The following is a 23,427-nucleotide window of genomic DNA, read 5'->3' as shown; positions in this document are numbered from 1 at the left end:
GTTTTTCGTAATAATAGCCACCCTGATCTGTCACACGGTGTGTCGACAATCATGATGTTAATAACGACCAGGGTCGGACTGTCAGCAGGATCGCAAAGCTAAAGATTTTCATCCTGACATGAATCAGGTTCAGGTAAACCTGCAGCAATTTCAGGTACAATCCTCAACCTATGTTGTTCAGTATTATTTTCAAAGGCCTATCTTCGTGAGCAGATCCACCGCATTCACCTCCCTGGAACACACACTCAGTCAGCGCATCATGATTCTGGACGGTGGTATGGGCACCATGATCCAGAACCGCAAACTGGAAGAAGCAGACTATCGCGGCACCCGCTTTGCCGACTGGCATGTCGATGTCAAAGGTAATAATGACTTGCTGGTGCTCACGCAGCCGGAGTTGATTCGTGATATTCATCTGGAGTACCTGCGTGCCGGTGCCGATATCATCGAAACCAATACCTTTAACGCAACTGTGATTGCGATGGCCGACTATGAGATGGAAAGCCTGAGTCGTGAGATCAATGTGGCGGCTGCCCGTTTGGCCAAGGAAGCCTGTGATCTGGTATCCGCTGAAACATCTGATCGTCCACGCTATGTGGCAGGGGTATTGGGCCCAACCAACCGGACTGCCTCCATCTCCCCGGACGTAAATGATCCAGGTTATCGCAATGTATCATTTGATGAGCTGGTAGAAGCCTATACGGAATCCATTGATGGCTTGATTGAAGGCGGGTCTGACCTGATTCTGATCGAGACCATTTTTGACACACTGAATGCCAAGGCAGCGATTTATGCTGTTGAACAGTATTTTGATGATCATCAACTGCGTATTCCGGTGATGATATCAGGCACTATCACGGATGCGTCGGGCCGCACCCTGTCCGGTCAGACGACGGAAGCGTTTTGGAACTCTGTCAATCATGCCCGACCTGTCAGCATCGGATTGAACTGCGCACTGGGGCCCAAAGAGCTGCGCCAGTATGTCGAAGAGCTGTCCCGCATTGCCAACACCTATGTGTCCGTCCACCCCAATGCAGGCTTGCCGAATGCATTTGGTGAGTATGATGAAACGCCAGAACAAATGGCAGTGGAGATACGTGAATGGGCCGAGTCCGGCTTCGTTAATATTGTTGGTGGCTGTTGTGGTACCACGCCAGACCATATTCGAGTGATTCGTGAAGCGATTGAGCACTGCCCGCCTCGTGCAATTCCTGATATTCCGGTCGAATGTCGACTGGCGGGACTTGAGCCGCTGAATATCGGTCCTGAAACACTGTTCGTCAACGTCGGTGAACGTACCAATGTAACCGGCTCCGCACGTTTTCGTCGCCTGATTAAAGAAGGTGACTACGAAACTGCACTGGATGTCGCCCGTCAGCAGGTTGAGTCTGGTGCACAGATAATCGATATCAATATGGATGAAGGGATGCTGGATGCCGAAGCGGCGATGATCCGCTTCCTGAATCTCATCGCGTCAGAGCCGGATATCTCACGCGTGCCCATCATGCTGGATTCCTCTAAATGGGAGATCCTGGAGCAAGGGCTCAAGCGTATTCAGGGCAAGGGCATCGTTAACTCAATCAGCCTGAAAGAAGGTGAAGCAAACTTCATCGAGCAGGCACGCAAGATTCGTCGTTACGGTGCCGCAATCGTGGTTATGGCATTTGATGAAACGGGTCAGGCAGATACCTATGCGCGCAAGATCGAAATCTGTGAACGCTCCTATCGGGTACTCACCGACGTTGTCGGATTTCCACCCGAAGATATCATCTTTGACCCCAATATTTTCGCCATCGCGACAGGTATTGAAGAACACGACAACTACGCTGTCGACTTTATTCAGGCAACGCACTGGATCAAAAAGCACCTGCCTCATGCGATGATCTCGGGCGGGGTGTCCAATGTTTCTTTCTCCTTCCGTGGTAACGACAAGGTCCGTGAAGCCATTCACTGTGTATTTCTCTACCACGCCATCCGTAACGGGATGGATATGGGGATAGTGAACGCAGGCCAGTTGGCGATCTACGATGACTTGCCTTCAGAACTGAAAGAACATGTTGAAGATATCGTACTCAATCGTCGCGCCGATGCTACTGAGCGAATGTTGGAGCTGGCTGAAAAGTACCGTGGTGATGGCAGCGCCACGGCATCAACTCAAGATCTGAGCTGGCGTGAGTTGAGTGTGGCAAAGCGTCTGGAGCACGCCCTGGTTAAAGGGGTTACTGACTATATTGATGAAGATGTCGAAGAGTGCCGGCAGCAGTTTGAACGTCCTATCCAGGTGATTGAAGGCCCGCTAATGGATGGCATGGGTGTGGTCGGCGATCTGTTTGGTGCGGGCAAAATGTTCCTGCCGCAGGTCGTCAAATCTGCCCGTGTAATGAAAAAAGCGGTCGCCTACCTGATGCCCTTTATCGAAGCAGCCAAAGCTGACAACGCCAGCAGCTCTGCCGGAAAAGTGATTATGGCCACAGTTAAGGGCGACGTGCACGATATCGGCAAAAATATCGTCGGCGTAGTGCTGCAGTGTAATAACTTTGAAGTGATTGATCTCGGTGTCATGGTGCCCTGCGAAACCATTCTGAAAACGGCGCGAGAACAGAATGCTGATATTATTGGCCTCTCGGGTCTGATCACCCCGTCACTGGATGAAATGGTGCATGTTGCCAAGGAGATGCAGCGTCAGGATTTCCATATACCGCTGATGATTGGTGGGGCGACAACATCCAAAGCCCATACTGCAGTGAAGATAGAACCTCACTACAAAAACAATCAGGTGGTACATGTCACCAACGCTTCCCGTTCTGTAGGCGTAGCATCTGCCCTGCTTTCTGACGAAAGAAAAGCTAAATTTATCAAAGAAATAAAAGATGAATATCAGGCTGTACGCGAACGCCATGCCGAGCGTCAGCAAGATACTCGACGGATTACACTGGAAGCTGCGCGGGCAAATCATTTTCCGATTGACTGGGACAGCTACACGCCACCTGCCCCGTTGAAACCCGGTATACATGTATTCCGTGACTATGATCTTAACCTGCTCAGAGACTTTATTGACTGGACGCCGTTTTTCCAGGCCTGGGAGCTGGCCGGTCGCTACCCCCGAATTCTCACCGATTCAGTTGTCGGTGAAGAAGCGACCAAGCTGTTTGCTGATGCCCAGGCAATGCTGGATGATCTGATCAACCACAAGCGTTTGCAGGCCCATGCAGTGATTGGCCTGTTCCCGGCCAACCAGGTGGGACACGATGATATCGAACTCTATCACAGCGATGATCGTGATCAGACGTTAATGCGGGTGCATCATCTGCGTCAGCAAATGCAGAAAATTGAGGGCAAGCCTAACCTGTGTCTGGCAGACTTTGTAGCGCCCAAAGCCAGCGGTAAAGCGGACTGGATAGGTGCGTTTGCTGTCAGCACCGGCTTTGGTGTGGACGAACTGGTAGCCGACTATGAATCCCGTCAGGATATCTACAACAGCATCATGGTCAAGGCAGTTGCCGACCGACTGGCAGAGGCGCTGGCTGAGCATATGCACAGCCGTGTACGACGCGAGTTCTGGGGTTATGCTGCCGATGAGCAACTGGATAATGATGCGCTGATCAAAGAGCAATACCAGGGCATTCGCCCGGCTCCCGGGTATCCGGCCTGCCCTGAGCACACCGAAAAAGGACTGCTCTGGCAACTGCTCAAGGTAGAAGAAAATACCGGCATTACACTCACGGACAGCTATGCAATGTTGCCGACAGCGGCGGTCAGCGGCTGGTACTTCAGCCACCCGGACTCCCAGTACTTTGGTGTTGCCAAGCTGAGCGAGGACCAAGTGGAAAACTATGCTCATCGCAAAGGCTGGAGCATGGAAGAAGCTGAGCGCTGGCTGTCTCCCAACCTGGGTTATGAACCCGAGCAAAACTGATCAGCGACTGAATTGAGGAGTCACTGTAAATGGAACATCAGTTCTGGAAAGATCGCTGGGAGCTGAATCAAATCGGCTTTCACCAGGAACAGATCAATGAATATCTGAGTAGCCACTGGCAGTCTCTGGGGATACGTGATGGTGCACCGGTGTTCGTGCCACTCTGCGGCAAGAGCCTGGACATGCTCTGGCTGAGGGAACAAGGGCACGCAGTATTAGGCATCGAACTCAGCGAGCTGGCAATTGAGCAGTTTTTCAATGAGAACCGGCTGGATTATAGTCGCCAGCCGCAGGGTGGATTCATACGCTTTGATGCGCCTCAGTTAGGCATACTGGCAGGTGATTTCTTCAAGCTGACCGCCGCAGATATCGCACCGATTGAAGCCGTTTATGATCGCGCCTCACTGATCGCCCTGCCACCCGAGATGCGCCAGGATTATGCGCGTCATATGGCGTCACTGTTGCCTGAAGGCGCACATATCCTGCTAATTTCACTGGAGTATGAAGACGGCATGCTGAAAGGCCCGCCATTCAGCGTTAATGAGAGTGAAGTGCAGCAGCTTTTCTCCACCTGGTTTGATGTAGTGGTACAGGGTCGCTTTGATGGCGTCTGGGCGAAAAAGAAACCCGCTACCGAAGTCGTGTACACCCTGACACGAACCGCCGCGGCTTAACCTCTCAGGTGGCGGCCTTGCCTCTCAACATGATGACGGCTGCCAGGCATACAACTGCAATTCCGGCAAAGGTAAGAAGATTCACGGCTTCTTGCCAGATCCACCAGCCCATCAGGGTTGCAAAAATAACCGATGCATAGGTGAAAGGCCCCAGCTGACCTGCCGGGGCCAAACCATAGGCCCGTGTCAGCAGCAGTTGTGCCAGCGTTGACGTAGCGGCCAGACCAAACAGCCAGATCAGATGCTCTGCACTGGGCGTCACCCAATTAATCGAGGCGGGAATGGCTGCCAGCAGCGAGCCAAAAAAAGCAAAGTAAAACACGATTTTTTGCGGTGACTCACTACCACGCATCGACCGAATGGTCACTTTCGCCAGGGCGCCCAGCATCGCACCGAGCAAACCTACCAGAATCGCAAGATGCAACACCCCCTTGCCTGGTTGCAGAATCAGCGCAACCCCTATGAAACCTACCAGTATGGCAACTTTTACGCGGTTGGAGATTGGCTCCTTTAGCCACCACAGAGCGATCAGTGGCAGGAAGAACGGCGCTGTTTGCTTCAGCATGGCGGCCTGCCCCAAAGGCAGATGTGCCCAGGAATAGAACAGGCAGCTCATCGCCGCAACGCCAATCAGGGCGCGGCTAAAGTGAAGATGTAATCGCCGGGTCGGTAATTCACGTCGTCCACGACGCAAAATCCATGGCAGCATCCAGACCAGACTCAGCAGGTTGCGCATCAGGACGATGACTTCTGTTGGCAGGTCTGAACTGACCTGCCTGATAATCATACCACTGCCGACCAGGCAAATTTCTGACAAAACAATCAGCAACGCACCCAGCGTCAGTGGTTTCACACCCGCTCCTTAGACGTCGATACGCACGTAGTCATCCGCTAAACCGGCCGACAGCTTGGCATTGGACAGGATCGCAACACTCTGCTGCTCCGGGTTCAGCCACTGCCTGGCAACGCGCTGGAGATCTTCACCGGTCACCGCCAGTATCCGGGCCCGGAAATCCGCTCTCATCGCCTGAGTACGCCCAAACAGCTCGGCATGATAATCCTTTTTCGCCTCACCTGCCGGAGAGCCGGGCTTATCAATCGAGCTCACAACACCCAGTATGGCTTCCTCAACCTTTTTAGGGTCCGGGGTACCGGATAGCAACCAGTCCTTGGCAGCGAGGAAATCCTCTAGTGTTTCCTCAAGGCGCGGATCACGATAGGAGTAGAAGCGGAAAACAGCGTCACCGTTATCCTGGGATGCCCCGCCACCGTATGCACCACCCTGCTCGCGGATTGAACGGTGCAGGTAACCGTTGCGCAAATAATCACCCAGAACCGTCAACGCGGCAGCATCGGGATGTTGTGATGTCACTGTCGGGAATGCCATGGCACAAAAGTTAACCTGCGTATCCGTCAGCCAAACCTGCTTGACGGCTGAGCGTGTTGCCGGAAGCTGCAGCCTGCTGAAATTATCCTGAAGAGCCGGCAAGCTGGCCTGGGCTTGAGCATAGACCTGCGCCATGACGTCCTGATGTTCGGCTTCGCCCACCCACAGAAAGTGACGAGGCGCACCCTGCAAGCGGTGGTGCAAGGCCTGCAGGCTTGCTGACAGTTCGGCCAGAGCGGCTTCAGATGCAAGCGATTTATCCAGAGCCTTGAGCTGGCGAATACCTTCGAGTCCTGATGTGGCATGAGCCAGCCTGGCAGCAGGACTGAACTCAGCCGCAGCTGCCTGCATGGCCAGTGCATGGCCACGGCCGGTAATGCTGTTCACACGACGCGCACGCATTTGCGCCACGATTTCACGAATACGTTTTTGTTCATCAAAACGCGCATTCGATAAAGTCTCCGCCATCAATGCCGCGAGGCGTTCCTGGTTGGTAGCCAACGCCTTGCCCGAGAGTACCAGATAGCCTTTAACACACTGTGCATCATCTGGTGCGCCGCGAACACTGACACTGGCCGAAAAGCTGCCGCTGATCTCACTCTGAAACGCCTGGTTTTCACGGTAATCACGCTCACCACATCCCAGCTCAGTCAGGCAGTAGCTGTACAGGGGCAACAGTTGCTGTTCAGCAGCACTTAATTCCGGAAGCTCGACAATCATCTGCTGATAGGAAAGCCCGTTAGTGCCTGCAGCATAGCCGCGCGACCCTGCTGACAGTTGCGGGTAATGCTGTGCCTGAGGGAACTGCAATGCCACCGGAACATCTTCAAGCGTCACGCAGGGTAAAATGCTGTCATCATCAATTTGCAGCTGGCGTGCTTCCAGTGCTTGTGTACGTTCAATAATGGCTTGGGCATCTGTTTCACTCAATTGAGCATGAAGCGCAGCCAGTCTTGCCGTCTCGGCAGCATCACGGCGCTCACCCAGCTGCGGATCAGGGCGCAGCGTGACACGTACCCGGTGCGGATTATCCAACAGCCAGCGACGAATCAGCTGAGGAATAAAGTCGGCAGACTTGACCTTCTCCCGCAGCGCCTCAAGCGCCGGATCAATATTCAGCGCTTGCAAGGGATCACCACGATGAATGCCTGCCGACAGTCCTGCAAGGATTAACTGCAATCCAAACGGCATACCATCACCGGTAATTTCGCGTTGTGACAGTTCGAGTTGATGCAGCTGCGCTTCAACCATACGCTGATCAACACCCTGCTCTGCAATTTTCTCCAGCGTGCTCAGCACCAGCTGCTCAAAAGCGTCAGCCTGTTCAGGTTCACTGCCTTCAATACCACAGAGGAAACTCATTTCCCGATTGGAGTCTTCAAGCCCGCACAGGGGTGAAGGTGCGCTGCCCAGTGTCGAAGACTCCAGTGCTGCACGCAGTGGTGAGCTGGAGTTATCCAGCAACACCTGTGTGAGCAGATGAGCCTCCATCAAGGCTTCAGTATCAATTGAATGGGGTAGCAGCCATCCCATGACATGATGGGTGTGGCCCGCCGTTTCCGGCTGATCAAAGGCATAGGCTTCCTCCACCCGTAACGGTGCAAAATAGCGCTTTTCGTCTTTAACCTGAAGCTGCAGATCGCTGCGCTGGAAGCGTGATAGCGCCTGACTGTCGATACGCGCCTGAATCTCTTCAACAAGCAGGTTACCAAATGTCATGATCACGGCATTACTGGGATGGTAATGACTGCGATAGAAATCCAGTAGTGCGTCATAGCTCAGGTCCGGAATACAGGATGGTTCACCGCCACTGTTATGATGATAGGTCGTTTGCGGAAACAGATAGCGTGTCAGTGTTTGCCACAGCGTCGATACAGGTGAGCTCATAGCCCCTTTCATCTCGTTGTAGACCACCCCTTTATAGACCAGCGGGGAAGCCGGATTTTCAGCCTCGGAAAACTCGATCCGATGCCCCTCCTGGGCAAAGTCCAGAGGGTCCAGACGTGAAAAAAATACGGCATCCAGATAGACATCCAGCAAATTGAAAAAATCTTTGCGGTTCTGGCTGGCAAAAGGATAAGCCGTCCAGTCACTACTGGTGAATGCATTCATAAAGGTATTCAGAGAGCGGCGCGTCATCATGAAAAACGGATCGCGTACCGGGTAGCGTTCACTGCCACACAGCACGGTATGCTCCAGAATATGTGCAACACCGGTAGAATCTTCCGGCATGGTACGTAGCGCTACCAGAAATACATTTTCGTCATTGTCTGCCTGAATATGGTAATGACGTGCACCCGTCTGAAGGTGCTCATACTCACTGACTTCAACAGCCAGAGACTGAATCCATTGACGACGCAAAAACTTGAAACTGGGATGGGGCTGGTTCACATTTACAGACATAGTTGATAATAACCCTGACACTGATCATTTTTTAGGCAGCTGGTGTATGCTAACTTCTTCAGGGATTGTACCTTTTCAGCCGCTGAAATGCTCTGTCTGCAGGTGACAATCCTGAAGCGCCTAATATGTGTTGAGTGGAGAGGGATTCCACTGCATCTAAAAGCATTGACATACGGGAAAGGCCTAACTACATTAGCCTTTTATGCTGCAACGCACAATAATGAACTCCAGAGGTGATGCCCATGTACGATCAGATGAAAGACTCAATGAAGCCAATGATGGATATGGCTGAGATCAACAAGAAAACCGCTGAAAAACTGATCAGCTTGCAGTCTCAGTATGTCAGTGATTTTGTCAGCTCCAGTCTGTCACAGATGAAGGCCCTGACCGAAGTTAAAGATCCAAAAGCCGCGATCGAAGCACAGATTCGCTATATGAAAGAAATTGAAGCCAAGGCTTCAGATATTGCTCAACAGGAAATTTCAGCGCTGAGCGAAGCTAAAGCACAGTTGACGCTGTTGATGGAAAAAACCCTGGAAGAGCTGGGTGATAAGGATTACCTGGCTGAAGTACAGAAAGTGATGCAAGGATTCGCCAAAAAGTGAACCTGCCCTTGTGCAGCGCAGCACTAAATTTGACTTCTGCTCTACGTTGTTGTAGAAAGTCACCATGCTGCACTGCACAATTTTAATGGATAGTTTTGAGGATCACACCATGACAGACCCGATGAAAGACCTGAAAAAAAGCTTTGAAGAAGCGATGAAACCAGTAACTGACAGCTTCAACGAAGCGATGAAACCGGTAAAAGAAATGTCTGAAAGCCTGATGAAACAAGCTGAAGAGCAGTTCGAACCGGTTAAAGAGAAGTTTTCTCCCGCTTTGGAAATGGCTGAAATTAATCGCAAAACGGCCGAGAAGCTGATGGCACTTCAGGCTGAATATGTGACAGATTTTGTCAACGCCAGCCTGTCTCAGTTCAAGTCACTGGTGGATGCCAAAGATCCGAAAGAAGCGATCAAACTGCAGGTTGAGTTTCTGAAGACGCTGGACGCCAAGTTTACCGATGTGGCAGAGAAAGAACTGGCTGCCATGACTGATGCCAAAGACAAGCTGAGCGATATCGTCGAAAAAAGTCTGTCTGAACTGGGTGATGTGCCCTTTATGAACGAGTTCAAGTCCTTCGATTTGAGCAAGTTCGATCTGTCCAAGCTGATGCCAGGCACCAAAGACAAGCCTAAAGCCGCGGCAAAACCGGCTGCTGCCAAGCCAGCTCCCGCTGCTGCCAAGCCTGCAGCAAAGCCTGCTACCGCTCGTAAAGCGGCGGCACCTGCAGCCAAACCTGCTGCCGCTGCAAAACCAGCTGCACCAGCACCGGCCGCTACTGCAAGCAAGCCTGCTGCCAGCAAAGAGTAATAACCCGGCCTCGCTTCATCCAGGGCGCTTTGTGATTACACAAGGCGCCTTTTTTATATCCAGGATATATTACTTTTAGACCGGATCTGTAAAGTGGTAAAACAGCCGCTCTATGAACGGATGCAGTCGATAGTATGTTGTTGGACCAGGCACCTCTCCATAAAGCCTTTTGGCATTACACCCTCCCCTCTCTGGCGGCATTGCTGGTCAGTGGTACCTATCAGATAATTGATGGCATCTTTATTGGCCACTACATCGGTGCTGATGGACTTGCCGGTATCAATCTGGCCTGGCCATTAATCGGCGTATTGTTGGCTGTCGGCATGATGATCGGCATAGGCTGTGGCGCACAGGCGTCGCTTTCTCTGGGTGCAAAGGAGCCTGACACTGCCAGGGCCTTCCTGGGTATGGGCATTATCTTGCCTGTACTGTTTGGCCTCCCGATTGGCTGGCTACTGTTTTACCAAATCGAAAACTTCCTGCTATTCCAGGGTGCCAGCGGTGCCGCAGCGGGCCATAGCCAGGACTACCTGATCTGGATGACACTGGCAGCTCCGGTTGTCCTGGCCAGTATTATTTTCCCTTTTCTGGTGCGCAATATAGGAGCGCCAAGGCTGGCCACGCTGGCTATTCTGGTCGGTGCCTGCAGCAACATTCTCCTGGATGCTCTGTTTATCGCCTGGCTGGGCTGGGGATTGATGGGAGCCGCAGTGGCAACACTGCTCGGCGAAAGCCTGTCGATCGGAATATGTATATTTGTATTGCTGCGACAGAAGCAACCACACAAGCTTAAGCTGACAGATTTCCGTCCGCGCCTGTTCACCCTCCATCGCGTCACCAGCACCGGGTTTTCCAGTATGGTGATGTATCTGTACATCAGCTTTTCTGTCGTGCTGCACAATATACTGTTGATTCGTTATGGCAGCAGTCTTGAAGTGGCAGCCTACAGCATAGCAGGCTATCTGATGGCGTTTTACTACCTGACTGCCGAAGGCATTGCGGGAGGTATGCAGCCATTGGTGAGTTACTACTATGGTGCAGGCAAGATTCGCCAGGTCAAAGCGACCTTTTATCTGGCGATCAAGATTGGCGTGGGTGGCGGCCTGCTGTTTACAGTGTCTCTGCTTATCTGGCCCGGCTTTTTTGCGGGCATTTTCAATCAGCAGGATAGTGAACTGCTTGAGATTACACGCTGGGCAATCCGTCTGCATCTGTTTGCATTGTTTCTGGATGGCTTTCTGGTGCTGGTTTCCTGTTGGTTTCAGGCACTGGGCAAGGGGCGTCCTGCAACCCTGGTCAGTATGGGCAATCTTCTGATACAGCTTCCCTTTCTGGCGGTTCTTCCAACCCTTTTGGGGCAGTCTGGTGTCTGGCTGGCTGTCCCTTTATCCAATATTTGCCTGTCCGCGTTTGCAATCTACTTGCTTTGGCGACAGTTTCGTCAACTTGCTTAAAAGTTCTTGTTGAGCGTTTATTTTTCGTTTATTTTCGTAATTTCATAAATATTTCACTTTAGTGGAATATGGTCTACCCTTGATGAACATCCAATTTAACTAACATCAGGAATACGCCATGACCGTCTCACGTCGCCAATTTTTGAAAGGAGCCGCTGCGGCTGGAACACTTGCCGTCAGTCCATTTTTCATTAACAGTACGCTGGCCTCCAGCCGTGAACTCCGGATTTATGCCTGGGCAGGCTATATCACGGATGAAATGCTGGCAGACTTCAAAGCCAAAACCGGTATTAATGCCACCTTCACCCCGTACGGTACCAATGATGAGTTGATGAACTCTCTGCGTGCGACCGATGGCAGTGGCTTCGATATCATTATGCCAACCGCTGACCGTGTACCGGGATATGTTGAGTTTGACCTGGTGCAGCCGCTGGATACCAGTCGTATCAACTGGGATGGCGCACTGGAAAGTGCTATTGAAGGTTCTGAAGTTGGCGGTATTGTAGATGGCAAACGCTACTTTGCCCCCTCCGACTGGGGTACTGAAGCCATCTGCTACAACAAAGAGCTGGCCAAAGTGGACCGCAGCAACCTCAGTTATGGTGATCTGTGGCTTCCAGAGCATGCGGATGGCGTCACCGTTCGCGGCCATTCAGCTTTGGTGGGTATTGGTCTGTGGCTCGAAAAAGCTGGCAAACTGCCCTTCCCGCTACTGGACTCCTACAAGAATGAGCAGGCCATGCGTGCCAACTTTGATGTCATTCTGAAAGTAGCCACCGAGCACAAGCATATGATTGCACAGTTCTGGTCGACTGAAAATGAAGCTCAGGGCGCCTTCCTGGCAAATGGCGCGATCATCGGACAAACCTGGGACAGCACGGCTTTCAACCTGATTAAAGAAGGTGAGCCTATGGCCTATGCGGCCCCCAAAGAGGGTGCCATGGCCTGGATGGAAGGCTTTGTTATCCCGAAAAATGCTAATAATGTTGATGCGGTGTACGAGTTTATCAACTGGTATTACACCCCTGAAGCCGGTGCCATGTTCGTCAAAGCAACCGGTTACAACTCCACATCCAAAGGCGCTGCCGACCTGCTGCCGGAAGAAACCAAGCAGTTCTTCATTGATTCTTACACTGAAGAGGATCTGAAGAATCTGTGGTGGTGGCCGATTCAGGAACCCTGGTATGTCGCTCTGCGCAACGAATATCAGGACCGCTACCTGTCTGCCTGATTTGTATTGAAACTCTCTTCGCATGGCCCTGATACCAGGGCCATGCTTCACCGATGCTATGTGAGACGTTATGGATAGTAGTGTTCATCTTGATCATGTCATGATGCAATTCGACAACTTTGTTGCCGTTCAACAAACCGATTTGAAAATCGAATCGGGCGAGTTTTTCAGTTTTCTGGGTCCTTCCGGCTGTGGCAAAACCACCCTGCTGAATATTATCAGCGGCTTCCTTGATCCCACTGAGGGAACAGTCCGCATCGGCGGTCAGGACATGCGCAGGGTCCCTGCCAACAAGCGGCCAACCTCAATGATCTTTCAGAATTTAGCACTCTTTCCGCTAATGACAGTCGCAGAGAACATCGAGTTTGGTCTTGAGGTTCGTGGTGTCCGCAAAGCCGAACGTCGTAAAGTCTCTGAGCGTCTGCTCAATCTGGTTGCTCTGCCCGAGTGTCGGGACAAACGCATCAGTGACCTCTCGGGTGGGCAAAAACAACGTATCGCCATCGCACGGGCGCTGGCGGTTGAGCCACGGGTACTGCTGCTGGATGAACCGCTGTCAGCACTGGATCTGAAGTTGCGCCAACATATGCGCACAGAGCTGAAGGAGATTCAGCGTAAAACCGGTATCACGTTTATCTACATTACGCACGACCAGGGTGAAGCCCTGACCATGTCAGATCGAGTGGCCGTTATGTCGGCAGGCAAGCTGCAACAGGTTGCCGATCCCATGACGCTCTACCGCGCTCCCGCGACGCCTTTTGCAGCGTCTTTTGTTGGCGAAAACAACCGTATCGAGGGCCGCGTTGTGCGTGTCGAGGGGGCCCAGGCCACTCTGGACTGTGGCGATCTCGGCCAGTTAACCGGACAGACGCTGGATACATTAAGCCCCGGCGATACGGCACTGCTGTTTATTCGTCCTGAGCTACTCACTCGTCGTACATCAATGACTGAAAACTGTTTTACAGCACAGATCCAGGAACTGAACTTTGAGGGCGCTTACCTAATGATGGAAGCAACCCCTCTGAACAGCCAGCGTCGCCTGCGAATCCAGCTGTTGAGTGATATGAATCTGGGTGATGTGGCAACCGGCAACCAGGTGATGTTCGGTTTTTCCGCCGAAGATGCCATGATCATGTCAGGGGCGCGCGATGTTTAAACAACTCTCTGAACGCTTTGGTCCCTGGGTTTCCCTGGGCATCTTTTTACTCATGTTCCTGTGGCTGGTCATGCTGGTCATTCTGCCGCAGATTCTGATGATAGACTATTCACTGAGACCCAATCTGCCGCCCAGCCAGATAGGCGGTCCTGAGGACCAGTACACCCTCAGAAACTATGCCACACTGGCCAATAACGCGATTCATCAGAGCATTTTCTTCAAGACGATCTGGTCCAGTGTTCTGGTCACCCTGTGCACCCTGGTGGTGTGCTATCCTCTGGCGTATTACCTGGCCAAGGTTGCCACCCCCCGACAAGCGGCGTTATGCGTCCTGCTGCTCATCATTCCTTTCTGGATCAATGAGATACTGCGTACATTTTCCTGGTTTATCATTCTGTCTTATCGTGGGCCACTGAATGCATTACTGCTGAGTCTGGGCTTTATTGATCGTCCGATTCGCTTCCTGTCAGGTGACGGCGGAGTCATTGTCGGGATGGTCTATGCCTATATTCTGTTCATGATTTTCCCGCTCTACAACGCGATTGAAAGCCTCGACAGCAATCAGATAAAAGCAGCGCGCAATCTTGGCTCCGGCTGGATACGCACGCATTATCGTATCATCATCCCGCATGCCAAACCCGGTATTGCCACCGGCTGCATCATGGTATTTATGCTCTCCGCTGGCAGCTATGCTGTTCCGGCACTGCTGGGATCACCAGGCAGCCGCTGGTTTACACAAATCATTTACAACTGGTTTTTCGAGGGTGGTGACTGGAATCAGGGTGCAGCCTATGCCTTTATTCTGCTACTGCTCTGTATCGGCTTTATTGTTTTGATGATGCGTCTGTTCAAAGTGGGTCTGGGAGATATTGCCAGATGAGTTCACATAGCCTTCTGAAATGGGGTATACGTTTCTACATTACCCTGTTCTTTCTCTACCTGTTTACACCGCTGATTATCATGTCAGCCGCAACCTTTAATGACAGCCGTTTTCCGACCATTTCGCCCTGGCGCGGAACAACACTCAAGTGGTTTGAAGAGTTGTGGAATGATTCCGGCATGTGGCAGGCGCTGGGTAACAGTGCCATTATCGCCGCCGGAGTACTGCTGGTTGCGGTACCGATCGGTGTGGCCTGCGCGCTGTTTCTCTCCACCTACCGTGGTAACGGCAAAAACTTCCTTTATGGACTGATGCTGTCGCCATTGCTGACACCAGGCGTGATTATTGGTATCTCGACGCTGATTTTTTGGCGCAGCCTGGGTGTCAGTGGCGGTATTTTTCTGACAGTCATTGCCCAGACAACCTTTATTGCTGCATACGTGATGCTGATGATACTGGCACGCCTGCAACGCTTTGACCGGACACTGGAGAATGCCGCCTTCAGTCTTGGCGCCTCACACTTTCAGGTGTTTCGTCGTATACTCCTGCCCTACTTGATGCCTGCCATCCTGTCTGCGGCGGTGATTGCCTTTCTGCAGTCCTTCGAAAACTACAACACCACGCTGTTTGTGAAGGGGCATGACACCACCCTGACCATTTATATCGCGTCCAAAGTGCGTACAGGCCTGACACCCGCAGTGAATGCATTGGGGCTGATTCTGATCCTGATCACTATTCTGTTTGCGGCAGTATATGAGCTGAAGCGCCGACATGAAGCACGGCAAGCTCAAGTTGATCCGGAAACAGCGTCTGAACCATTAAGCAGGTAAATCATGATTGCAAACCGTTTGATTGCGCACCGTGGCTGTGCGCATCTGGCTCCTGAGAATACCCTGGGGGCCATGCGCCTCACTCAACAACTGGGCATTGACTGGGTAGAAATTGATGCCAATCTGGTCGGTGATGGAACGCTGGTCGTGTTTCATGACGATGAGTTATCACGCCTCAGTAACGGGCAGGGACAGCTCAAGTCGCTGCGCTATGCAGATATCGCTGATCTGGATGTCGGCAGCCACTTTTCCGCGGAATACAGTGCAGAACGCATCCCCACGCTGGATGAGATGCTGGCATTTCTGGCCGCGCAGCAGTTCGGACTGAACCTGGAAATCAAACGCTATGAGCACTTCAGTGCCGAACAGATTGTGGAACCAACACTGGCTTCACTGGCACGTAACTGGCAGGCGTTTGATCGCCTGATCATCTCCAGCTTTGATACGGAGATACTGCGCCTGATACGACAGCATCAGCCTGAATGGCAGTTGGGTCAGCTTTGGGAGGCCTTACCGGATAACTGGCAGTCGGTTGCAGAGTCGCTACAGGCCGTCAGTATCCATCTGGATCATAGCCAGCTGACCGCCGAACAGGCTAAAGCGGTGAAACAGGCGGGTTATGATCTGTATGTCTATACGGTTAACCATCCGGCAACAGCACAGCGCCTGTTTGACATGGGCGTTGATGGTATTTTTACTGACAACCCGACCTTATTTGGCTGAAATCTGTTGGCTTGAACTCTTCTGGTTGCGCTGGAGATATGTCTCCAGCGCTTGCCGGTCGCTATCTGTCATGCCAATACCCGTTTTGGTCCGTCGCCAGAGAATATCCTCAAGCGTTTGCGCCCATTCTTCTGCGACCAGATAATCGATCTCCCGCGCATACAGCGCGCCCAACGCAGGCCCCAGATCCTCAAGACTTGTAGCAGACTGCAACCAGCGCTCAGCTTCGCGCCCATAGGTTGAGGCAATCCGCTCCTGGTCTGCAGTCGACAGAAAAGGATATTTCTGCCCAAGCTCGCGGATATAGTCAGATAATGAGGCCATTGACTCACCACCTGGCAACTGAGTGGTCTCGGTCCAGGGCTTGCCCATCTGCGGTAAAAAGGGCTTCAGCTTTTCCAGAGCTGACTCAGCCAGCTTGCGATAGGTCGTTAACTTACCACCAAAAATCGACAGCAAGGGAGCTTCGCCCTGATCCTGCTCCAGTTCAAACTGATAATCCCGGGTCACCTTGGCGGCCACCTGCCCGGCCTGCTCGCCCTGCATTAAGGGACGGACACCGGAAAAGCTCCAGACAATATTTTCAGGACTGAGCTGGCGTTGAAAATAGCTGTTCACCAGTTGCAGCAAATAAGCGATCTCATCCTCATCAATACAGGCGTCACGAGGTTCACCCGTGTAGTCAACATCGGTCGTACCGATCAGTGAATAGGTGTTCAGATAGGGAATTACAAAAACGATACGCCCATCTGTGTGCTGCAAAATATAAGCTTCAGGACCTTCATGGAGGCGCGGTACAACGACATGACTGCCCTTGACCAATCGAACACCTTTACGGGTCTGGCTCTGTTTGACTGAATCCAGTACCGACCTGACCCAGGGCCCGGCAGCATTGATCAATGCCTTTCCCTGCAGCTGCAATTCATCTCCAGAATTGTTGTGTACCTGAACATGCCACAGCCCCGATTTGCGTTCAGCACCAATCACCCGATGACGCGTCAGGATACTTGCACCCTTGCGCTGGGCCAGCTTGGCATTCATCACCACCAGACGGGCATCGTCGACCCGGCAGTCGCTGTACTCAAACCCTTGGGTATACTCAGGCTTTAAAACTGAATCCTGGCCAAAACGAAAGCGTCTGGATGCAGGCAAGCTGACCCGTTTACTCAGGTGATCATAGAGGAACAGTCCGGCCTGTATCATCCAGGCCGGACGCAGTCCCTGATGATGCGGCATTCGAAACCGCAGGGGGGTGACAAGGTGTGGAGCCATACGCAGCAACACTTCGCGCTCTGCCAGCGCTTCCCTGACCAGTCGAAACTCATAGTATTCCAGATAGCGCAAGCCACCATGAATCAGCTTGGAACTCCAGGCAGAGGTGCCACTGGCCAGGTCTTCTGCTTCCAGCAGCGCAACCGACAAGCCTCTTCCGGCAGCATCGGCGGCAATGCCAGCGCCATTAATCCCGCCACCGATAATGATGATGTCATACAGTGTTTCAGCCATGAGCGCTCTACCCGGTTTGTCACAAAAAAGAAACAAAAATGAACAAAAACGAAACTGTTTCCGTTAGTGCAAACTATAGATTGTCAGGGCATGAAGGTGCAAGCAGATAATGTTCGATTTGTATCGTTTTTTTTCTTTACTGCGCTATATGAAGTTTTATTTTTTCCCGAGTCAGTAATTCCATTACGGTTTGCGGTGGCGTACGGTCCGTGAACAAAGCCGTACATTGACTGAGATTGCCCAGTCGAACCATGGCGCTGCGTCCAAATTTGGAATGATCTGCCGCCAGATAGACATAGCGGGAGTTGCTGATAATCGCCTGAGCAATACGTACTTCCTGATAATCAAAATCCAGCAGACTGCCATCCTCATCGATACCGCTGATGCCAATGATGCCGTAGTCGAGCTTGAATTGATTGACGAAGTCCCGCGTCGCCTCCCCCACAATACCGCCATCACGATGACGCACTTCGCCACCGGCAATAATGACAGTAAAGTCAGGTTTAGCACTCAAGATCGAAGCGACCATCAGGTTATTGGTAACCACCTTCAGGCCTTTCCGTTCCAGTAGCGCCCGCGCAATAATCTCATTGGTGGTGCCAATATTGATAAACAGGGATGCCTGATCAGGTATATGGCTGGCAATACAGGCAGCAATGCGCTGCTTCTCTTCGGAATAGTTCAGCTTTCGGGTCTGATACTCGGCATTCCGAGTACTGGAAACAGGACCGGCACCGCCGTGATGACGCTCCAGCTCGCCGCGCTGCGCCATCTGATTGAGATCCCGGCGTATCGTTTGTGGGGTCACCCCCAGAAACTCGACCAGCTCATCAATACTTTGATAGCCTTTGAGTTTGATCTGTTCAAGAATTCTGACTTGGCGTAATGTCTGGCTCATCCGTTCAGCTGTCTTATGTGGGTTAGATCACACTTCTGTATCAATAGCATAGCAGTTTTTATCCATCACGCCTGGCGAGCTGGGGCACGGGACCTTCCAGGCCCATCGCATAACGCGTAACATGCGGTTTTGCAAACGGCAAACGCTCCGCCAAACCCAGGCCCAGATTACGCAACAGTTTCAATGGCGGGTTTTCGGTACTGAACACACGATAAAAGGCATCCATGGTCTGCATCATCAACAGGTTCTGAGAACGCCGGGCCTGCTGATAACGAGACAGAACTTCCTCGCTGTAAAAGGCATCATGATTTTCTGATGCAGCCTGCAGCAGCACTTCTGCCAGCATCGCCGCATCCATGAAGCCGATGTTCACCCCTTGTCCTGCCAAGGGGTGAATCATATGAGCCGAGTCCCCTGCCAGGGCGACACCCTCGACAATATAGCGCTGTGCGTGCTGACGTCGTAGAGGAAAGGCGCCCCGCTCCAGCAACTGGCTGATTTTGCCAAGACAGGCAGGAAAACGCTGATGCAAGGCCTGCAGGAAAGCTTCATCGGAAAGCGCCAACAAACGTTTCACTTCATCCGGCGTGTTATACCAGACCAGTGATGCATGAGGTCCGTTTAACGGCAGAAAAGCCAGCGGACCGGTGGCTGTAAACTGCTGCCAGGTGATATCCTGCTGAGGGTAATCGGTGATGACCGAAGCCACCAGTGCCTGCTGATCATAATCCCACTTGCTGATACCGATACCGGCAGCCTGGCGAACGCGAGACTCACCGCCGTCAGCACCAATCAGTAATCGGGCCAACAGCTCGCGACCGTCGTCCAGCTGGACCAGACTGGAACCGGGTGAATAATCAATATTCAGGGTTTTGGCAGGACAGATCAGATCAATATTGTCATGCTGCTTCAGGGTTTCAAGCAGCGCCAACTGAGTGATGCGATTTTCTACAATATGCCCGAGATAGGCCTCACCTATCTGCTCTGAATCGAACAGCGTGGCTGCCGATTCATGAGACTCCCAGACTTTCATCCGTCGGTAAGGACAGGCACGCCTTGACAGTACACCGTCCCACGCACCGATATTGCGTAGCAGCGTCTCGGACGCCACACTCAGAGCGGATACACGTAAATCATGTGGCTGACCGGTTTCGTATGCGTCGGGGTATTGGCCTTCAATGACAGCAACCCGGTATCGGCTGCCGCCCAGCGCGCAGGCGATAGCCGAACCCACCATACCACCACCGACAATGACAATATCGTAATCTGTTTTCATCCAGTTCACCCGTTAGATGTGGGTGATGCCTCCCATGTAGGGTAGCAACACATCAGGTACGCGAATGCTGCCATCCGCCTGCTGGTAATTTTCCAGCACTGCCACCAGCGTTCTGCCCACCGCCAGACCGGAGCCATTCAGGGTATGCAACAGCTCAGGCTTGCCGGTTTCCGGGTTACGCCAGCGGGCCAGCATACGACGCGCCTGGAAGTCAGTCATATTGGAGCAGGAAGAAATCTCGCGATATTTCTGTTGCCCTGGTAGCCAGACTTCAAGGTCATAGGTTTTCGCGGCACCAAAGCCCATATCGCCACCACACAGGCACACCACTCGGTAAGGCAGTTCCAGCAATTGTAGAATACGCTCAGCATGACCTGTCAGTTCTTCAAGGGCTTCCATAGAGCGGCCGGGTTCGACCAGATGTACCAGCTCCACTTTTTCAAATTGATGCTGACGAATCATTCCGCGAGTGTCGCGTCCTGACGCACCCGCTTCAGAGCGGAAGCAGGGTGTATGTGCGACCATTTTCAAGGGCAGTTGACTGGCATCGATAATCTGGTCACGGGCCAGGTTAGTCAGTGGTACTTCCGCTGTAGGAATCAGGTAGTAGCTGCGATCCCCAAAAGGAAGCTTGAACAGGTCTTCCTCAAATTTCGGCAGTTGTCCGGTCCCCATGAGGGAATCGGCATTGACCATGAAAGGAGTATTCACTTCCATATAACCATGGTCAGTGATATGCGTATTCAGCATGAACTGAGCCAGCGCCCGGTGCAGACGTGCCAGTCCACCTTTCATCACGGCAAAGCGTGAACCGGTAATGCGAGCAGCGGCTTCAAAGTCTAAAGCGGCTTCGCGCTCACCCAGCGCAACATGATCTTTGACGTCGAAATCAAACTCAGCCGGCGTTCCCCAGCGGCGCACTTCAACATTATCATCTTCTGATGAGCCTTCGGGAACAGATGCGTCAGGCAGGTTCGGAATACCCAGCAACAGATCATCCAGCGCATCCTGAATGCCCTGCAACGATGATTTGGCCTGATCAAGCTTTTCACCTAACTGTCCGACTTCTGCCAGCAAAGGTGCGATGTCCTGACCGGATGCTTTTGCCTGCCCAATACTTTTTGAACGCGTATTGCGCTCATTCTGCAATTGCTCTGTTTCCACCTGGACAGAACGGCGTTGCTCCTCCAGTTCCAAAAAACGCTCTAATGGGAACTGAAACCCCTTTTTGCTTAACAGCGCAGCGATCTCTTGGGGATTAGCGCGAACAATTTTTGGATCAAGCATGCAAAACTCTTCCTGTTACCAAATGAATCTGTCGAGTTAAAAAAACAACCGCGTGAACCACAGCCCCAGATAAAGTGCTGTGATACAAAGCATAACACTCAATAATACATAAATTAGCGCTGCACCGGTATGGCCTTCATTGAGCAATGTCACAGCTTCCAGTGAAAAGGTTGAAAAAGTTGTGAAGCCGCCCAGCATTCCGGTCATTAATAGAGGGCGAAGTTCAGGAGATATGCGGGCCTTTTCCATGATCAAAACAAAAGCCACACCCATCAGCAGAGAGCCGATAACATTAATACTCAGAGTACCCAGCGGCAGACGCGCATCGGAAGTATTCAGCATGCCGGAAATCCAGTATCGCAGTAAGGAGCCCACGGCTCCTCCCAACGCAACAGCGATAATGTGCATCATTTATGATCATCCTTATAGCGTTGCTGAGCGCTCTGGCTATCACGCTCTTTTAGCAGCCTCAGCTTTTCAGCAATTTTGATCTCAAGCCCTCGCGCTACCGGCTGATAATAATGTCTGTCTGCGATGGATTCAGGCAGATACACTTCACCTGCCGCGTAGGCATCCGGTTCATTATGCGCATAACGGTAACTGTCACCATAGCCCTGGGCCTTCATCAGCGCAGTGGGTGCGTTGCGCAAATGCACCGGGACCTCATAGGCCGGATCTTGTCGTACATCCGCCCGGCATTGGTTAAAGGCCTGGTACAGCGCATTACTTTTTGGCGCACAGGCACAATAAACGGCAGCCTGAGCAATAGCCCGCTCCCCTTCCGCAGGCCCGACACGCTCAAAGGCATTCCAGGCGGCTATCGCAACCTGCATGGCACGCGGGTCTGCGTTGCCAATATCCTCAGAAGCAATTGCAACCAGACGCCTTGCCACATAGAGCGGGTCGCAGCCACCTTCCAGCATGCGGCAGTACCAATAGAGGGCGCCATCCGGAGACGAACCCCTGACGGATTTGTGAAACGCCGAGATCATATCGTAAAACAGGTCACCGCCCTTATCGAAACGACGCCCCCCGGATTGCATCACCTCATCCAGCACACTGGCACTGACCCGTTCATGCCCCCCGTCGGGTTCAGCCAGATCTGTTGCCAGTTCCAGCAGATTCAATGCCCGCCGAGCATCCCCATCAGCAGCCAGGACCAGTTGATCCAGCACACCGTCATCAAACAACAGCGTACGATCCCCCAGTCCCCGTTCACGATCATGCAGCGCCCGGTCAATAACCTCACGGATATCCGCCGCTTCCAGTGAACGCAGCAGATAGACTCGCGCCCGGGAAAGCAGTGCGTTGTTGAGTTCAAATGAGGGGTTTTCAGTCGTGGCTCCGATAAATACTACAGTGCCATCTTCCACATAGGGCAAAAAGGCATCCTGTTGGGCTTTGTTAAATCGGTGTACCTCATCGACAAACAGCAGGGTCTTGCGGCTTCGCTGTGCACGTACCTGACGGGCTTCATCCACCGCCTGACGAATATCCTTCACACCTGCCAGAACAGCCGACAGGGTAATAAAGTGCGCATCACTGTGATGCGCGATCAATCTCGCCAGAGTGGTTTTACCCACACCCGGCGGCCCCCATAAAATCATGGAGTGAATCTGCCCCTGCGCCAACGCTTTGCGCAGGGGTTTTCCCGGTGCCAGGATGTGTCCTTGCCCTGCATACTCGTCCAGCTCGCGCGGACGCATCCGCGCAGCCAGTGGCTGATAACCCGAGTTTTCCGTGGCCGAGAACAGATCCGTCATTAGAAGCTGGCGTCCAGAATCACATCAATATCGTCTGGCGGATCAAAGCTGAACAGCTCATCTGCCAGCTCAGGATTCAGCTCCTGATTACTCAGCTGAATCATTGAACGCTGCCCCAGGGTATCATCCAGCAGCAACTCCGACAGCACAGAGTCTTTGAACAGCAGACGCACCCGAGAGAACATCGCTTCGCCGGATTGCTTGGGCAAAAGCTCAAATACCACCATATCGCCCTGCTGCTGCAACAATGCGACTTCATAGCGGCGATCCAGCTCATGAATGCGTCCGTTCAGGATCAGAGCTGGAGCGCTGTCTGTGTTTTCATCTGCCGGCTTGCGCGTGGCTTGCTCCAGATCCGGATCATAGATCCAGATATATTCACCATCTGAAATAATTTCCTGCGGGAAAGGCGTTTCGGTAATCCAGACAAACCGGTCAGGCCGGGCAATCGCAAAATGACCGGTTGAACTCTCTCCACGCTCACCCCGTTCATTGGTGACAAACTGCTCAAAGTCCGATTTGAAACGATCATAACCCGACAGCAGTGATGCCAGCTGATCAAGCGGCTGAGCGTTCACACTGAGGGAGGTGCTGAGCAATAACGTGGCTAACAATTTACGCATGCTGTTT

General features: G+C 52.4%; 19 protein-coding genes. 10 read left to right on the top strand and 9 right to left on the bottom strand.

Annotation, left to right across the window (positions count from 1 at the left end; all coding sequences use genetic code 11):
• The first annotated feature begins 259 nt into the window (after positions 1–259).
• Positions 260–3,916 carry a methionine synthase gene (gene metH, locus ADINL_RS12775; protein ID WP_239644388.1) on the top strand — a complete coding sequence of 1,219 codons (3,657 nt, stop codon included), beginning with the start codon at positions 260–262 and terminating at the stop codon, positions 3,914–3,916.
• A gap of 29 nt (positions 3,917–3,945) precedes the next feature.
• On the top strand, positions 3,946–4,590 hold the full coding sequence (locus ADINL_RS12770; protein ID WP_036548488.1) for a thiopurine S-methyltransferase: 645 nt from the start codon (positions 3,946–3,948) through the stop codon (positions 4,588–4,590).
• 4 nt (positions 4,591–4,594) lie between these two features.
• Here the strand turns inward: ADINL_RS12770 and ADINL_RS12765 are convergent, their stop codons facing one another.
• Both ADINL_RS12765 and ADINL_RS12760 read right to left on the bottom strand, forming a co-directional pair.
• The gene (locus tag ADINL_RS12765; RefSeq protein ID WP_036548485.1) at positions 4,595–5,443 is read right to left on the bottom strand and encodes a DMT family transporter; all 849 of its coding nucleotides are present in this window, start codon (positions 5,441–5,443) and stop codon (positions 4,595–4,597) included.
• A 9-nt stretch (positions 5,444–5,452) separates the two neighbouring features.
• Complete coding sequence (locus ADINL_RS12760) at positions 5,453–8,380, bottom strand: insulinase family protein (protein ID WP_036548483.1); 2,928 nt, start codon at positions 8,378–8,380, stop codon at positions 5,453–5,455.
• A 242-nt stretch (positions 8,381–8,622) separates the two neighbouring features.
• On the opposite strand from ADINL_RS12760, the gene ADINL_RS12755 reads away from it, so the two are divergent.
• The 8 genes from ADINL_RS12755 (at position 8,623) to ADINL_RS12720 (ending at position 16,067) form a co-directional block, all read left to right on the top strand.
• Positions 8,623–8,985 (top strand): phasin family protein, encoded by a 363-nt coding sequence (locus tag ADINL_RS12755; protein ID WP_051632795.1) that lies wholly within the window; start codon positions 8,623–8,625, stop codon positions 8,983–8,985.
• 109 nt (positions 8,986–9,094) lie between these two features.
• Positions 9,095–9,793, top strand: a complete 699-nt coding sequence (locus ADINL_RS12750; RefSeq protein WP_051632794.1) for a phasin family protein — start codon at positions 9,095–9,097, stop codon at positions 9,791–9,793.
• Between the two features lie 134 nt (positions 9,794–9,927).
• Positions 9,928–11,247: an MATE family efflux transporter gene (locus ADINL_RS12745; RefSeq protein WP_036548480.1), complete on the top strand. Its 1,320-nt coding sequence runs from the start codon at positions 9,928–9,930 to the stop codon at positions 11,245–11,247.
• 118 nt (positions 11,248–11,365) lie between these two features.
• Positions 11,366–12,478, top strand: coding sequence for a substrate-binding domain-containing protein (locus ADINL_RS12740; protein ID WP_036548478.1), 1,113 nt, complete (start codon positions 11,366–11,368; stop codon positions 12,476–12,478).
• Positions 12,479–12,548: 70 nt separating this feature from the next.
• Positions 12,549–13,634 (top strand): ABC transporter ATP-binding protein, encoded by a 1,086-nt coding sequence (locus ADINL_RS12735; RefSeq protein WP_036548476.1) that lies wholly within the window; start codon positions 12,549–12,551, stop codon positions 13,632–13,634.
• The gene (locus tag ADINL_RS12730; protein WP_036548474.1) at positions 13,627–14,514 is read left to right on the top strand and encodes an ABC transporter permease; all 888 of its coding nucleotides are present in this window, start codon (positions 13,627–13,629) and stop codon (positions 14,512–14,514) included. The genes ADINL_RS12735 and ADINL_RS12730 overlap by 8 nt, the downstream gene beginning before the upstream one ends.
• Positions 14,511–15,344, top strand: coding sequence for an ABC transporter permease (locus ADINL_RS12725; RefSeq protein ID WP_036548471.1), 834 nt, complete (start codon positions 14,511–14,513; stop codon positions 15,342–15,344). The genes ADINL_RS12730 and ADINL_RS12725 overlap by 4 nt, the downstream gene beginning before the upstream one ends.
• Positions 15,345–15,347: 3 nt before the next feature.
• Entirely contained in the window at positions 15,348–16,067 is a 720-nt protein-coding gene (locus tag ADINL_RS12720) for a glycerophosphoryl diester phosphodiesterase (protein ID WP_036548469.1), read from the top strand.
• Here ADINL_RS12720 and glpD read toward each other — a convergent pair.
• The 7 genes from glpD to lolA all read right to left on the bottom strand — a co-directional run bounded on the left by glpD (position 16,056) and on the right by lolA (position 23,420).
• Positions 16,056–17,573, bottom strand: coding sequence for a glycerol-3-phosphate dehydrogenase (gene glpD, locus ADINL_RS12715; protein WP_036548466.1), 1,518 nt, complete (start codon positions 17,571–17,573; stop codon positions 16,056–16,058). The two genes, ADINL_RS12720 and glpD, sit on opposite strands and share 12 nt — an antisense overlap.
• Before the next feature lie 136 nt (positions 17,574–17,709).
• Positions 17,710–18,471, bottom strand: a complete 762-nt coding sequence (locus ADINL_RS12710) for a DeoR/GlpR family transcriptional regulator (protein ID WP_036548464.1) — start codon at positions 18,469–18,471, stop codon at positions 17,710–17,712.
• 58 nt (positions 18,472–18,529) lie between these two features.
• Entirely contained in the window at positions 18,530–19,747 is a 1,218-nt protein-coding gene (locus ADINL_RS12705) for a UbiH/UbiF/VisC/COQ6 family ubiquinone biosynthesis hydroxylase (RefSeq protein WP_036548461.1), read from the bottom strand.
• Positions 19,748–19,759: 12 nt separating this feature from the next.
• Positions 19,760–21,034, bottom strand: coding sequence for a serine--tRNA ligase (serS, locus tag ADINL_RS12700; protein WP_036548458.1), 1,275 nt, complete (start codon positions 21,032–21,034; stop codon positions 19,760–19,762).
• A 36-nt stretch (positions 21,035–21,070) separates the two neighbouring features.
• Complete coding sequence (gene crcB / locus ADINL_RS12695) at positions 21,071–21,445, bottom strand: fluoride efflux transporter CrcB (RefSeq protein ID WP_051632793.1); 375 nt, start codon at positions 21,443–21,445, stop codon at positions 21,071–21,073.
• Entirely contained in the window at positions 21,442–22,797 is a 1,356-nt protein-coding gene (locus ADINL_RS12690; protein ID WP_036548454.1) for a replication-associated recombination protein A, read from the bottom strand. Before ADINL_RS12690 ends, crcB begins: the two co-directional genes overlap by 4 nt.
• Positions 22,797–23,420: an outer membrane lipoprotein periplasmic chaperone LolA gene (gene lolA, locus ADINL_RS12685; protein WP_036548451.1), complete on the bottom strand. Its 624-nt coding sequence runs from the start codon at positions 23,418–23,420 to the stop codon at positions 22,797–22,799. Before lolA ends, ADINL_RS12690 begins: the two co-directional genes overlap by 1 nt.
• Positions 23,421–23,427 lie beyond the last annotated feature (7 nt).

The organism is Nitrincola lacisaponensis (assembly GCF_000691225.1).
GTDB classification, from domain to species: domain Bacteria; phylum Pseudomonadota; class Gammaproteobacteria; order Pseudomonadales; family Balneatricaceae; genus Nitrincola; species Nitrincola lacisaponensis.
The sequence above is the reverse complement of the archived record's forward strand: the minus strand, read 5'-3'. Positions and strand labels throughout refer to the sequence as shown.